Source organism: Serratia sp. H402Y (assembly GCF_051172415.1).
Taxonomy (GTDB): domain Bacteria; phylum Pseudomonadota; class Gammaproteobacteria; order Enterobacterales; family Enterobacteriaceae; genus Serratia; species Serratia ureilytica.
Genome location: NZ_JBPIYZ010000003.1, coordinates 43,387 through 55,201, shown reverse-complemented (window position 1 = coordinate 55,201; position 11,815 = coordinate 43,387). Strand labels below are relative to the sequence as shown.

At 60.4% G+C, this 11,815-nt stretch carries 13 protein-coding genes; 4 read left to right on the top strand and 9 right to left on the bottom strand.

The genetic code is table 11. The annotated features are described in order from the left end of the window. Nucleotides 1-173: 173 nt before the first annotated feature. Complete coding sequence (locus ACSBQS_RS16920; RefSeq protein ID WP_033651345.1) at nt 174-980, top strand: MipA/OmpV family protein; 807 nt, start codon at nt 174-176, stop codon at nt 978-980. Nucleotides 981-1,199: 219 nt separating this feature from the next. Next, complete coding sequence (locus ACSBQS_RS16915; protein ID WP_158524121.1) at nt 1,200-1,997, top strand: M48 family metallopeptidase; 798 nt, start codon at nt 1,200-1,202, stop codon at nt 1,995-1,997. Between the two features lie 13 nt (nt 1,998-2,010). Here the strand turns inward: ACSBQS_RS16915 and maa are convergent, their stop codons facing one another. The 5 genes from maa to ACSBQS_RS16890 form a co-directional block, all read right to left on the bottom strand. Then, entirely contained in the window at nt 2,011-2,568 is a 558-nt protein-coding gene (gene maa / locus ACSBQS_RS16910) for a maltose O-acetyltransferase (RefSeq protein WP_269474413.1), read from the bottom strand. Nucleotides 2,569-2,714: 146 nt separating this feature from the next. Beyond that, a complete protein-coding gene (locus tag ACSBQS_RS16905) occupies nt 2,715-3,068 on the bottom strand; it encodes an MmcQ/YjbR family DNA-binding protein (RefSeq protein ID WP_019453210.1) in 354 nt (117 codons plus the stop codon). A gap of 4 nt (nt 3,069-3,072) precedes the next feature. Further along, nucleotides 3,073-3,489: a secondary thiamine-phosphate synthase enzyme YjbQ gene (locus ACSBQS_RS16900; RefSeq protein ID WP_016930264.1), complete on the bottom strand. Its 417-nt coding sequence runs from the start codon at nt 3,487-3,489 to the stop codon at nt 3,073-3,075. Between the two features lie 125 nt (nt 3,490-3,614). Then, on the bottom strand, nt 3,615-4,808 hold the full coding sequence (locus ACSBQS_RS16895; RefSeq protein WP_164057677.1) for an amino acid aminotransferase: 1,194 nt from the start codon (nt 4,806-4,808) through the stop codon (nt 3,615-3,617). Nucleotides 4,809-4,887: 79 nt separating this feature from the next. After that, nucleotides 4,888-5,361, bottom strand: coding sequence for an Lrp/AsnC family transcriptional regulator (locus tag ACSBQS_RS16890; RefSeq protein WP_025304444.1), 474 nt, complete (start codon nt 5,359-5,361; stop codon nt 4,888-4,890). A 215-nt stretch (nt 5,362-5,576) separates the two neighbouring features. On the opposite strand from ACSBQS_RS16890, the gene ACSBQS_RS16885 reads away from it, so the two are divergent. Beyond that, nucleotides 5,577-6,344: a transporter substrate-binding domain-containing protein gene (locus ACSBQS_RS16885; RefSeq protein ID WP_033651220.1), complete on the top strand. Its 768-nt coding sequence runs from the start codon at nt 5,577-5,579 to the stop codon at nt 6,342-6,344. Nucleotides 6,345-6,388: 44 nt separating this feature from the next. Here the strand turns inward: ACSBQS_RS16885 and alr are convergent, their stop codons facing one another. Then, a complete protein-coding gene (alr, locus tag ACSBQS_RS16880; RefSeq protein WP_434991242.1) occupies nt 6,389-7,468 on the bottom strand; it encodes an alanine racemase in 1,080 nt (359 codons plus the stop codon). Nucleotides 7,469-7,485: 17 nt separating this feature from the next. Continuing rightward, on the bottom strand, nt 7,486-8,910 hold the full coding sequence (dnaB, locus tag ACSBQS_RS16875) for a replicative DNA helicase (RefSeq protein WP_025160134.1): 1,425 nt from the start codon (nt 8,908-8,910) through the stop codon (nt 7,486-7,488). A 167-nt stretch (nt 8,911-9,077) separates the two neighbouring features. Here dnaB and ACSBQS_RS16870 point away from each other — a divergent pair, with 167 nt between their 5' ends. Next, nucleotides 9,078-10,061 carry a quinone oxidoreductase gene (locus ACSBQS_RS16870; protein WP_434991241.1) on the top strand — a complete coding sequence of 328 codons (984 nt, stop codon included), beginning with the start codon at nt 9,078-9,080 and terminating at the stop codon, nt 10,059-10,061. A 299-nt stretch (nt 10,062-10,360) separates the two neighbouring features. Here the strand turns inward: ACSBQS_RS16870 and pspG are convergent, their stop codons facing one another. Together pspG and dusA are read right to left on the bottom strand one after the other, a co-directional pair. Then, nucleotides 10,361-10,579 (bottom strand): envelope stress response protein PspG, encoded by a 219-nt coding sequence (pspG, locus tag ACSBQS_RS16865; protein ID WP_099784404.1) that lies wholly within the window; start codon nt 10,577-10,579, stop codon nt 10,361-10,363. 157 nt (nt 10,580-10,736) lie between these two features. Then, nucleotides 10,737-11,747: a tRNA dihydrouridine(20/20a) synthase DusA gene (gene dusA / locus ACSBQS_RS16860; RefSeq protein WP_042785464.1), complete on the bottom strand. Its 1,011-nt coding sequence runs from the start codon at nt 11,745-11,747 to the stop codon at nt 10,737-10,739. Nucleotides 11,748-11,815: the final 68 nt, after the last annotated feature.

The window sequence follows — 11,815 nt, the reverse complement described above, 5'->3', positions numbered from 1 at the left end:
TTGTTTGGCTTTTGTTTATTCCCCATGCGTTTCACTATTGCGGTGAAATAACGCCAATGGCGCGCCGTCGCCTGTCGATTAATCAATATAAACATGGCGTTTATCAATAAGCCGTCATTTAAACGTGGGCCTGCGGGCCGTTTATTCAATGGGATGATATAAAGGTGTTTAACGTGGATAATAAACTGGGTACCTCTGCCGCCGCCCTGCTCTTTCTTTTTCCCCTCGCCGGTCAGGCGCAGGACGGCGAAGCGTCTTTAACGCTCGCCGGCGGCCTCGCCGTCGCTCCCGCCTATGAAGGCTCGTCTTTTTACAGCATTGAACCGCTGTATCAGGTGAATGCCGGCTATCAAAACGCCAGCTGGGGAGAATTCAGCGCGGGCAGCGAAGGGGCGCGCTGGCAATTCCCCATCGCCGGGCCCGTCGGCATCGCGTTATTGCTCAACTATGACGCCGGCCGTGACGAGGAAATCAAAACCTTGCGCGGGCGCAACACCCGGCTCAAAGGCATGGGCAAACTGGGCGGCGCGCTGGAAGCCGGCGCTGAGCTGAGCTACCAACTCGACCCCTTCCGCGCCTATGTCAAAGGGATGCAGGCGACGCGCAAACGCAGCTACGGCGGGGAAGAACTGGGCCACACCGCCTATGTGGAAAGCGGACTGACCGGGCAATATCCGCTCAGCGAACAGCTGACGCTTATCGGCAATCTCTCCACCACCTGGGCCAACAGCGGCTATCAGCGCGGCTATTTCGGCGTGACGTCGCAGCAGGCGCAGCACAGCGCCTTCAGCGCGTATCGGCCGGGCAGCGGCTTCAAGGACGCGACGCTCACCGCCGCGCTCAACTACCAATGGCGACCGAACGTGGCCTTCCAGGCCGGGGTCGGCGTAACGCGCCTGCTGGGCGACGCGGCCGACAGCCCCATCGTTGAGAAAACCACCTCGGGCATGGCCTTCACCAGCGCCAGCTACAGTTTCTGACATTTTTGTCTAAGTCTGTGCAGGAAGGGATAAACGCCATGATTAAAAAACGAACTACAGTTTAGCTGAGTGTTAGGTAAACGGATGGATAATTAAACATTCATTATTTACCTGACAATGTCAGGCGTGGCTTTCCCTTATTAAGGATATTTTATGTGTCAACATCATGCGACGGAATGTCGTAATTTCACCGCATTTCGCCACCGCTGGGAAATGCCCATGATCTGGCTATCGGCGATAATTACCTTGTTCGGTTTTTTATTTGGCATCGCCGCCGTCGTGGTAAATACGGATGGAACTGCACTTGGGTTGGGAGACGACGCCAAGGAAACATTGGATACCCTCAGCCTGCTCGCGTTATTACCGCTGATCCCGATCGCTTTCTATATTTACCGTTTCTATCTCGCCGCACAGGCGAAATCCAACGCCTTGCGCATCGGGCCGGCGCAATTTCCGGAACTGTTCGCGCTGTATCAGGATATCGGCCGTCGGCTGGAACTCAAGACGCTGCCCAAGCTTTATCTGACCAACGGCAACGGCGTGGTCAACGCCTTCGCGCTGGAATGCAACCGCCGCCAGCGCTACGTGGTGATCCATGCTGAAATCGCCATGCTGATGCCCACCGCGCCGGAGATCGTGGAGTTCGTGCTGGCCCATGAATTGGCCCATCACAAGCTGCGGCACGTGTCGCTGTGGCGTCTGGCGATCGGCGTCGTGCCGCAGTCGCTGGTGCTGCCCGGCCTGGCGACCACTCGCGCGCAGGAGTATTCCGCCGATCGCGTGGCGCTCGCGGTGTGCCCGAACTACGCCAACACGGTGCGGCTGCTGGCCGTCGGCCCCTGGATGCAGCACGGCGTGAATCCGCAGGCCTGGCTGGAGCAGTGCGAAGAAGAGAACAAGGAGCTGTTTGTTCGCATCAGCAATCTGCTGTCAGACCATGCGGTGATGGTCAAACGCTTCAAGGCGCTCAAAGACATCGAGATGCACGGCTTCGAGCGCCATGGCAGCATGTTTTAATCCGCCCGAGGGCTTACAGCGTTTTCAGCACGCGCGCCGGGTTGCCGCCCACCACGCAGTTGGCCGGCACGTCTTTGGTCACCACCGCGCCGGAGGCCACGACCGCATTATCGCCGATGGTCACGCCCGGATTGATCACCGCGCGCCCGCCGATCCACACGTTGTCGCCAATCTTGACCGGCTTGCCGAACTCCGCACCGCCGGCGCGGGTCTCGGCGTCCAGCGGATGGGTGGCGGTGTAGATATGCACGCCCGGCGCCAGCAGGCAGTTGTCGCCGATGTGCACCTCGCACACGTCGAGGATCACGCAGTCGAAATTGGCGTAGAAGTTCTTGCCGAGATAGATGTTATAGCCGTAGTCGCAGCAGAACGTCGGCTCGATGGCGCCGCCTTGATAGCCGCCCAGCAGCTCGTCCAGCCACTGTTTGCGCAGCTCGCCCTCTTCCGGCGATGAGTGGTTGTAGCGATGCGTTATCTGGCGCGCGCGCCGACGCTCGCTGCGCAGCAGTTCATCGCCGGCGTCGTATAGTTCTCCGGCGATCATCTTGCGCTTTTCTTCGCTCATGGCCATGTCGGCCTCCTTCATCCGCGTTTCTTGAATGCCCAAGCGTAGCCGCTTTAGTCCGGCAATAAAAAGGGAACGTTCCCAATTTAAAGCCGCGATCACAGTTTAACGCGAGAAAGCAGGAGAAAACGGGCGGCGGCGCCGCCCGGCAATCAGGCGCGCAGTTCCTGGCGCACGTGTTCGGGCAGGCCTTCCACCACCAGCTGATAGGAGCTGTCGATCAGCGTATAAAACTGCGAGTTCGGCAGGTTGCCGTCGAGAAACACCGTATTCCAGTGCGCCTTGTTCAGGCCGTCGCAGGCGACGATCTCGGGGTGGTGTTCGCGCAGGCTTTCCGCCAGCTCCGGGCTGGACTTGACCGCCAGCGCCGGCCGCCCTTCCACTTCGCACACCATGGCGAACATCACGTCGCCCACCTTGATCTGGCTGGCCTGCCACTGGTTCTGGTCGCTTTGCTCCGCGCCCGGCTTCGCCATGCAGTACTCCAGCAATGCGCTGTTATTCATTGGGTTATTCCCCCTGTAATGTGGCCACAATACGGCGTGCTCCGCCGTGGATGCGGTGCTCCCCCAGCCAGATGCCCTGCCATGTGCCCAACATCAGCCGCCCGTGCCTGACGGGCAGCGTCAAGGAAGCGCCCAGCAGCGAGGATTTGATGTGCGCCGGCATGTCGTCCGGCCCTTCGTAGTCATGTTGATAGGGGGCGTTTTCCGGCACCTGACGCAGGAAATGCTGCTCCATATCGGCTCGCACCGTGGGATCGCAGTTCTCGTTGAGCGTCAGCGAGGCCGAGGTATGCTGCAGCAACAGATGCAGCAGGCCGGTTTGCAGGCGGTGTAAGTGGGTTAACTGGTTGGTGATCTCGTCGGTAACCAGATGAAAGCCACGCGCTTTTGCGCTGAGGATTAGCGTTTGCTGATGCCACATGAGTGAGCGCCCCTCAATCAGTATATTCTCTCTCCGGTTTGCGGCAACTTCGGCGGCGCGCCGGCAATAAAAAAGGAGCGATATCGCTATCGCTCCCGATGAACGTCCGTTCAGACTAACAGGCGTTACTGCACCGCAGCAAACGCCTCGGCTACCTGACGCACGTTGTCGTGGTTCAGGCCGGCCACGCACATGCGGCCGCTGTGGATCAGGTAGACGCCGAACTCTTCGCGCAGGCGATCGACCTGCGCCGCGCTGAAGCCGGTGTAGCTGAACATGCCGCGCTGCGCCAGCAGGTAATCGAAGTTGCGCTGCGGCAGCGCGCTCTTCAGGGTGTCCACCAACGCGTGGCGCATTTCGAGAATGCGGGTGCGCATGCTTTCCACTTCATTGAGCCACTGGGTTTTCAGCTCTGCGTCGTTCAGCACTTTAGCCACCAGCTGCGCGCCGAAGTTCGGCGGGCTCGAGTAGTTGCGGCGCACGGTCGCCTTCAGCTGGCCCAGCACGCGCCCGGCCGCTTCTTCGCTTTCGCACACCACCGACAGGCCGCCGACGCGCTCGCCGTACAGCGAGAAGATCTTCGAGAACGAGTTGCTCACCAGGCACGGCAAGCCGGCCGCCGCAATGGCGCGAATGGCGTAGACGTCCTGCTCCATACCGCCGCCGAAGCCCTGATAGGCGATGTCGAGGAACGGAATGATCTCACGATCGGCGATCACCTTGATCACTTCGTCCCACTGGGCGGGGGTCAGGTCTGAGCCGGTCGGGTTGTGACAGCACGGATGCAGCAGCGCGATGCTGTGCTTCGGCAGCTGTTTCAGCGCAGCCAGCATGGCGTCGAACTTCACGCCCAGGCTTTCGCCGTCAAAATACGGATAGGTATTCACCTTGAAACCGGCGCCGCTGAAGATGGCGACGTGGTTTTCCCAGGTGGGATCGCTGACCCACACCTGCGAATTCGGGAAGTAGCTTTTCAGGAAGTCGGCGCCCACTTTCAGCGCGCCGGAACCGCCGACGGTCTGAATGGTGGCGATGCGCCCCTGCTGCAGCATCGGGTGCTGCTCGCCGAACAGCAAATGCTGGATGGCGGTGCGGTAGGATTGCAGCCCTTCCATCGGCAGGTATACCGAGGCGCCGTGCTCGACGCTGTTCAACTGCGCTTGCGCCGCGGCGACCGCACGCATCTGCGGAATGACGCCCTGCGCATCGTAGTACAGGCCAATGCTCAGGTTCACCTTGTGCGCGCGCGAGTCTTGTTTGAATTTTTCCATCAGCGACAGAATGGGATCGCCGGCATAGGCGTCAACGTTCTGGAACACGTTTTTTTCTCCTGGTTTATTTATTGTGGTTTGGGCACAGCGTTACGTTCCTAATATAGACGGAAAAGCGTATTCGGTTTCAGCTTTCTCGCGTCACCGGCAACAAACCGTTTTCCTTGATGCGATTGAGCACCACCGCCGTTTTGATATGCGCCACGCTTTTGTGCGGCGACAGCGTCTGGCTGATGAACTCGCTCAGCGCCGGCAGGTCCGCCACCGCCACTTTCAGCAGGTAATCGGCGTCGCCGGTGGTCTTGTAAGCGTCCAGGATCGCGTCCACGTCCTCCAGCATCTGATGAAAGCTGTCGATCTGCTCCTGAGCGTGCGTGATCAGGCTGACTTCAATCAGCCCCACCAGCCCCAGGCCGACCGCCTCCGGCGCCAGCCGCGCGTGGTAGCCGCGGATCAGCTGCGCCTGCTCCAGGCTGATGCGCCGCCGTGAACACTGGGAAGCGGAAAGCCCCACCAGTTCGCTCAGCTCCTGATTGGTCAAACGGCCGTTGGCCTGTAACAGCGTCAGGATTTTCATATCAAAATCGTCAATGTTGTACATAGCCACCTGTAAACTGTGTTAATAAATGTTGACGTTACAGCCTACCAGTTTTTTTACCGTTGCCGACGTCACACCCTGGCGCTTAAATCGCGTACAGCAGCAACGCCCGGCGTTTTCGCCGGTAAGCGGCATAAAAAACGGCTAACTCATGCAGGCAAACGACAATTAACGGCGAAGTAACGCATAAAACCACGAATGTATAAAAAGGACGCCAGATGAAAAAGTTACTCCCTCTCGCGCTGCTGCTCGCCGCCGGCAGCGCCGGCGCGCAATCCCACCTGGACAAAGTGCTGCAGCAAAAGACCCTGGAGGTCTGCACCACCGGCGACTACAAGCCCTACACCTTCCTCAAGGAAGATGGCAGCTATGAAGGCATCGATATCGACATGGCGGAATCGCTGGCGAAGAGCCTCGGCGCCAAGGTGAAGTGGGTGAAAACCAGCTGGAAAACCCTGACACCGGACTTCGCCTCCGGCAAGTGCGACATCGCCATGGGCGGCATCTCCGTCACGCTGGAGCGCCAAAAACAGGTGTTCTTCGCCGACAAGCTGGATACCGACGGCAAAATTCCGCTGGTGCGCTGCACCGACGTGAAGAAATACCGCACGATAGAACAGATCAACAAACCATCGGTGCGTCTGCTGGAACCGGCGGGCGGCACCAACGAAGCCTTCGTGCACGCCTATCTGCCAAAAGCCAAGCTGACGCTGACGCACGACAACATGAGCATTTTCCAGCAGCTGGTGGATCGCAAGGCGGACGTGATGATCACCGACGCCTCCGAGGCGCTGTACCAGCAGAAGCGCTATCCGAAGCTGTGCGCGGTGAATCCGACCAAACCGATGCAGTACGGCGAAAAGGCTTACATGCTGCCGCGCGACGATCTGAGCTGGAAACTGTATGTGGATCAGTGGCTGCACCTGGCCAAGGCGACCGGCGAGTATCAGAAGGTTATCGACAAGTGGTTGGCGGTAAAGAAGTAACCCGCTGAGAAACGGGGCCGACGCGCGTCGGCCCCTGCGGCGTATCAGTCGCCGATGTATTCCATCGCCACGCGCTGCGTAAGCTTGGTGATCAGCTCGTAGGCGCTGATGCCGGTGCAGACGGCGATGCGCTCGACCGGCAGCGCCGGCCCCCACAGCACCGCTTCATCCCCCACCTTATCGGCGGCGTCCGGCCCGAGATCGACCGAAATCATGTCCATCGACACCCGGCCGACGATCGGCACTTCGCGGCCGTTGATCAGGATCGGCGTGCCGGTCGGCGCGCTGCGCGGGTAGCCGTCGCCGTACCCCATCGCCACCACGCCAAGGCGAGTATCGCGCGGGCTGATCCAGGTGCCGCCATAGCCCACCGCTTCACCAGCCTTGTGCTCGCGCACCGCGATCAGGCTGGATTTCAGCGTCATCGCCGGCTGCAGACCATGCTCGGCGCCGCTGCCGTTATCCAGCGGCGACACGCCGTACAGAATGATGCCGGGACGCACCCACTCGTTGTGGGCGTCCGGCCACAGCAGCGTGCCGCCGGAAGCGGCGACCGAGCGCTGGCCCGGTTTACCGCGCGCGAACTGCTCAAAGCAGGCGATCTGTTTCAGGGTGGCGTCGGACTCCGGCTCGTCGGCGCGGCTGAAGTGGCTCATGATATTGACCGGCTGCGCCACGTTGCGGCAGGCGCACAGGCGCTGATAAAACGCTTCCGCCTGTTCGGGGCGCACCCCCAGCCGATGCATGCCGGTATCGAGCTTCATCCACACCGGCACCGGGCGCGCCAGTTCGGCCTGTTCCAGCGCCTCGAGCTGTTCGATGCTGTGCACCGCGGTTTCGATGTTGTTCGCCACCAGCACCGGCAGGTCTTCGGCGCTGAAGAAGCCTTCCAGCAACAGGATCGGCTTGACGATGCCGCCGGAGCGCAGCATCAGCGCCTCGCCGATACGCGCCACGCCGTAGCAGTCGGCGTCTTGCAGGGTGTGTGCTGTTTCCAGCAGGCCATGTCCATAAGCGTTTGCTTTCACAACGGCAATCAGGCGGCTTTGCGGCGCCTGGCGGCGCACCTGTTGCAGATTATGTCGCAGAGCGCGGCGGTCGATTACAGCGGTTGCCGCTTTCATTTCAGTTCCTTAGCTGATTATTCGTCATCGTATTGTGGCCCCGCGTAGTTATCGAAACGCGACCACTGGCCGTTAAAGGTAAGGCGCACGGTGCCGATTGGGCCGTTACGCTGCTTACCGATAATAATTTCCGCGATCCCTTTCAGATCGCTGTTCTCGTGATACACCTCATCACGATAGATGAACATAATCAGGTCGGCGTCCTGCTCGATGGAGCCGGATTCACGCAGGTCGGAGTTGACCGGGCGTTTGTCGGCGCGCTGCTCCAGGCTTCGGTTCAGCTGCGACAGCGCCACCACCGGCACCTGCAGCTCTTTCGCCAGCGCCTTCAGCGAGCGCGAAATCTCGGCGATCTCCAGCGTACGGTTGTCGGACAAGGCCGGCACGCGCATCAGCTGCAGGTAGTCGATCATGATCAGGCTAAGCCCGTCGTGCTCGCGGAAAATGCGCCGCGCGCGCGAGCGCACTTCGGTCGGCGTCAGGCCGGAGGAGTCGTCGATGTACATGTTACGCTTCTCCAGCAGGATGCCCATGGTGCTGGAAATGCGCGCCCAGTCCTCGTCGTCGAGCTGGCCGGTACGGATGCGCGTCTGATCCACGCGCGACAGCGACGCCAGCATACGCATCATGATCTGCTCGCCGGGCATCTCCAGGCTGAAGATCAGCACCGGTTTCTCCTGGGTCATCGCGGCGTTTTCGCACAGGTTCATGGCGAAGGTGGTTTTCCCCATCGATGGACGGGCGGCGACGATGATCAGATCGGACTTTTGCATGCCCGCAGTTTTCTTGTTGAGGTCCTGATAGCCGGTATCTACCCCGGTCACGCCGTCATGCGGCTGCTGATACAGCTGTTCGATACGCGAGACGGTGTCTTCCAGGATGCGTTCGATGCCCTTCGGGCCCTCGTCTTTGCTGGCGCGGTTCTCGGCGATTTGGAATACGCGGGATTCCGCCAGATCGAGCAGGTCTTCGCTGCTGCGGCCCTGCGGATCGTAGCCGGCGTCGGCGATTTCGTTAGCCACCGAGATCATTTCGCGCACCACCGCGCGCTCGCGCACGATGTCGGCGTAGGCGCCGATGTTGGCGGCGCTCGGGGTGTTTTTCGACAGCTCGGCCAGGTAGGCGAAGCCCCCCACCGAGTCCAGTTCGCCCTTCTGTTCAAGCGATTCGGACAGGGTGATGAGGTCGATAGGCTTGCTCATCTCCAGCAGACGCTGCATCTCGGTAAAGATCAGGCGATGCGGGCGGCTGAAGAAGTCGTTGGCGACCACGCGTTCCGCCACGTTGTCCCAACGCTCGTTATCCAGCATCAAACCGCCCAACACCGACTGCTCGGCCTCCAGCGAGTGCGGCGGCATCTTCAGCCCTTCCATCTGACGATCTCTGGAACGCTCTCTGGTTTCGTCCGCGTTTGTTTTGTTGGTTGGTTTTTTTCCTGCCATGAAACGTAGTCTTTATCCGGTTGCGAATGAAGGATCCTGACGCGAGAGTATACGTGATTTTTGCGTCATAACCGATGCAAAAAAGGTATTGACCCCCGCACGGGCGAACTGGATCTCCGATACTAAAAAGAATAGGGTGAAATCAGACACTCCAACGAGGTAACCCTATGGCCAAGCGCATTCAATTCTCCGCCGTCGGCGGACCGGAAGTCTTGCAATACGTTGATTTTACACCGCTCGATCCGGCTGCCGGTGAAGTGCAGATCGAGAACAAGGCGATCGGCATCAACTACATCGACACCTATGTGCGCAGCGGGCTGTACGCGCCGGCCAGCCTGCCGAGCGGCCTCGGCACCGAAGCGGCCGGCGTGGTGGTCAAGGTCGGCGCCGGGGTCAGCGCGATCAAACCGGGCGACCGGGTGGTGTATGCGCAGTCGTCGCTCGGCGCCTACAGCGAGATCCACAACGTGCCGGAAGAGAAAGTGGCGCTGCTGCCGCACAACCTGAGCTTTGAGCAAGGCGCCGCTTCTTTCCTGAAAGGGCTGACGGTGCACTATCTGCTGCGCCAGACCCACGAAGTGCAGCCGGGTGAAGTATTTTTGTTCCATGCCGCCGCCGGCGGCGTCGGGCTGATCGCCTGTCAGTGGGCCAAAGCGCTGGGCGCGCGCCTGATCGGCAGCGTCGGCTCCGACGAGAAGGCGGCGCTGGCGAAGCAGGCCGGCGCCTGGGCCACCATCAACTACCATAAAGAGGATATCGCCCAGCGGGTGGCCGAGCTGACGCACGGCGAGAAGGTCGGCGTGGTGTACGATTCGGTGGGGCAAAGCACCTGGCAGGCCTCGCTCAACAGCCTGAAGCGGCGCGGCCTGATGGTCAGCTTCGGCAACGCGTCCGGCCCGGTGACCGGCGTTGATCTGGCGCTGCTGAATCAGAAGGGCTCGCTGTACGTCACCCGCCCTTCCCTCAACGGCTACATCACCAACCGCGCCGAGCTGCAGTACGCCAGCAACGAGCTGTTCTCGCTGATCGGCAGCGGCGCCATTCGGGTGGGGGTGAGAGACGAGCAGAAATTCGCGCTGGCCGACGCCCAGCGTGCGCACCAGGTGCTGGAAAGCCGCAGCACCAGCGGTTCCAGCCTGCTGATCCCCTGATCGCGGCCAAAGAAAAGGGCTCCTTGCGGAGCCCTTTCTGTTACTGCGTTTTGTAGGGGTAGAGCAGAGTCCGCCAGAGACAGGGGTTGCTTTAGCAACACGAATTTTGGTTGTCTCTCACGGTGATGAAATCGGTCGCATCACTGCATCGACCCACATCCTAACAGCCCCGTCCGGCAAAAAACACGCTTTATGTGCCACATCGCCGGGGAAAACTGCCAAGCTGTGATCGCTGCCGCATTCGCGGTGCGGGAAATTGTGCAAGTTTCAGTGTGACTGTCTGATTATTCAGCAAAAAATCAGTAACGCCGGATCTGGGGTTTCTGCATTGAACGGTAAATCCATACCCCAACCACCGCCAAAATCAGCCACGGCAGCAGCTTAATGACCACCGCGAACAGCCCGCCCAACAGCATGAATGCCGCCGCCACCAACAGCGCAGCGAAGATCCCCAGCAGCGAGATGCCGGTCACCGTCAGCATCACCACAAAACCAATGAGAAAGAAGATTTCCAACATGATTGCTCCTTTGCAATACAACGTATCTGCAGAGTGGATTACAAGAAGCGTGCCAGAACGGCGGATGGGCTAACCTATTGAAAACAGAGGACAGGCATCCGGTAACGCACCGAACGCCTGGCGAAAAAGACTAACTGTTGGTCAAATTTTTTGTGGATTACGCCATTTCGACGCGCGGCTGACGCACCAGCGCCAGCGCCTGCTCGACCACCCGCGCATCGGCGCCCGGCTTGTGGGCGTTCTCGCTCAGATGGCGACGCCACTGGCGCGCGCCCGGCACGCCCTGGAACAGACCGAGAATATGGCGAGTAATGTGGCCAAGATAGGTGCCGTTAGACAGCTCGCGCTCGATATACGGATACAGCGCTTCGACGATCGCCACGCTGTCCGGCACCGCGGTCTGCGCGCCGAACAGTTCGCTGTCGACCCGCGCCAGGATACCCGGATTCTGATACGCCTCGCGCCCCATCATCACGCCGTCCAAGTGCTGCAGGTGCTGCCGCGCCTCTTCCAGCGTTTTCACCCCGCCGTTAATGGCGATGGTCAACGCCGGGAAATCCCGCTTCAGCTGATAGACGCGCGGATAGTCCAGCGGCGGCACTTCGCGGTTTTCTTTCGGGCTGAGGCCGGAGAGCCAGGCCTTGCGCGCGTGGATGGTGAACATGTCGCACTCGCCGCGCCCGGCGACGGTCTGGATAAAGTCACACAGGAAGGCGTAGCTGTCCTGATCGTCGATGCCGATGCGGGTCTTCACCGTCACCGGGATCGACACCACGTCGCGCATCGCCTTGATGCAATCGGCGACCAGCGCCGCCTGGCCCATCAGACAGGCGCCGAACATGCCGTTTTGCACCCGATCGGACGGGCAGCCGACGTTGAGGTTAATCTCATCGTAACCGCGCTGCTCCGCCAGCTTGGCGCAATGCGCCAGCGCGGCCGGATCGCTGCCGCCCAGCTGCAGCGCCACCGGATGCTCTTCTTCGCTGTAGGCCAGATAGTCGCCCTTGCCGTGGATGATCGCGCCGGTGGTCACCATCTCGGTGTACAGCAGCGTTTCCTTGGTCAGCAGGCGGTGGAAGTAACGGCAATGACGATCGGTCCAGTCGAGCATCGGCGCGATGGAGAAACGATTGGCGGCGTAGGTTGGGGCGTGGTTGTCTTTCGTCATGCTGAGTTACTGGCTACCTGAGTCTGTCTGGGTTCAACGAACGGCACGCGGCCGCAAACGGCTATTAT

Coding starts and splice junctions, on each gene's coding strand:
- ACSBQS_RS16900 (WP_016930264.1), bottom strand. CDS start 3,489: ATGTGGCATCAGCAAACGCTAATCCTCAGCGCAAAAGCGCGTGGCTTT.
- ACSBQS_RS16905 (WP_019453210.1), bottom strand. CDS start 3,068: ATGAATAACAGCGCATTGCTGGAGTACTGCATGGCGAAGCCGGGCGCG.
- maa (WP_269474413.1), bottom strand. CDS start 2,568: ATGGCCATGAGCGAAGAAAAGCGCAAGATGATCGCCGGAGAACTATAC.
- ACSBQS_RS16915 (WP_158524121.1), top strand. CDS start 1,200: ATGATCTGGCTATCGGCGATAATTACCTTGTTCGGTTTTTTATTTGGC.
- dusA (WP_042785464.1), bottom strand. CDS start 11,747: ATGACGAAAGACAACCACGCCCCAACCTACGCCGCCAATCGTTTCTCC.
- ACSBQS_RS16890 (WP_025304444.1), bottom strand. CDS start 5,361: ATGTACAACATTGACGATTTTGATATGAAAATCCTGACGCTGTTACAG.
- ACSBQS_RS16870 (WP_434991241.1), top strand. CDS start 9,078: ATGGCCAAGCGCATTCAATTCTCCGCCGTCGGCGGACCGGAAGTCTTG.
- ACSBQS_RS16885 (WP_033651220.1), top strand. CDS start 5,577: ATGAAAAAGTTACTCCCTCTCGCGCTGCTGCTCGCCGCCGGCAGCGCC.
- pspG (WP_099784404.1), bottom strand. CDS start 10,579: ATGTTGGAAATCTTCTTTCTCATTGGTTTTGTGGTGATGCTGACGGTG.
- dnaB (WP_025160134.1), bottom strand. CDS start 8,910: ATGGCAGGAAAAAAACCAACCAACAAAACAAACGCGGACGAAACCAGA.
- alr (WP_434991242.1), bottom strand. CDS start 7,468: ATGAAAGCGGCAACCGCTGTAATCGACCGCCGCGCTCTGCGACATAAT.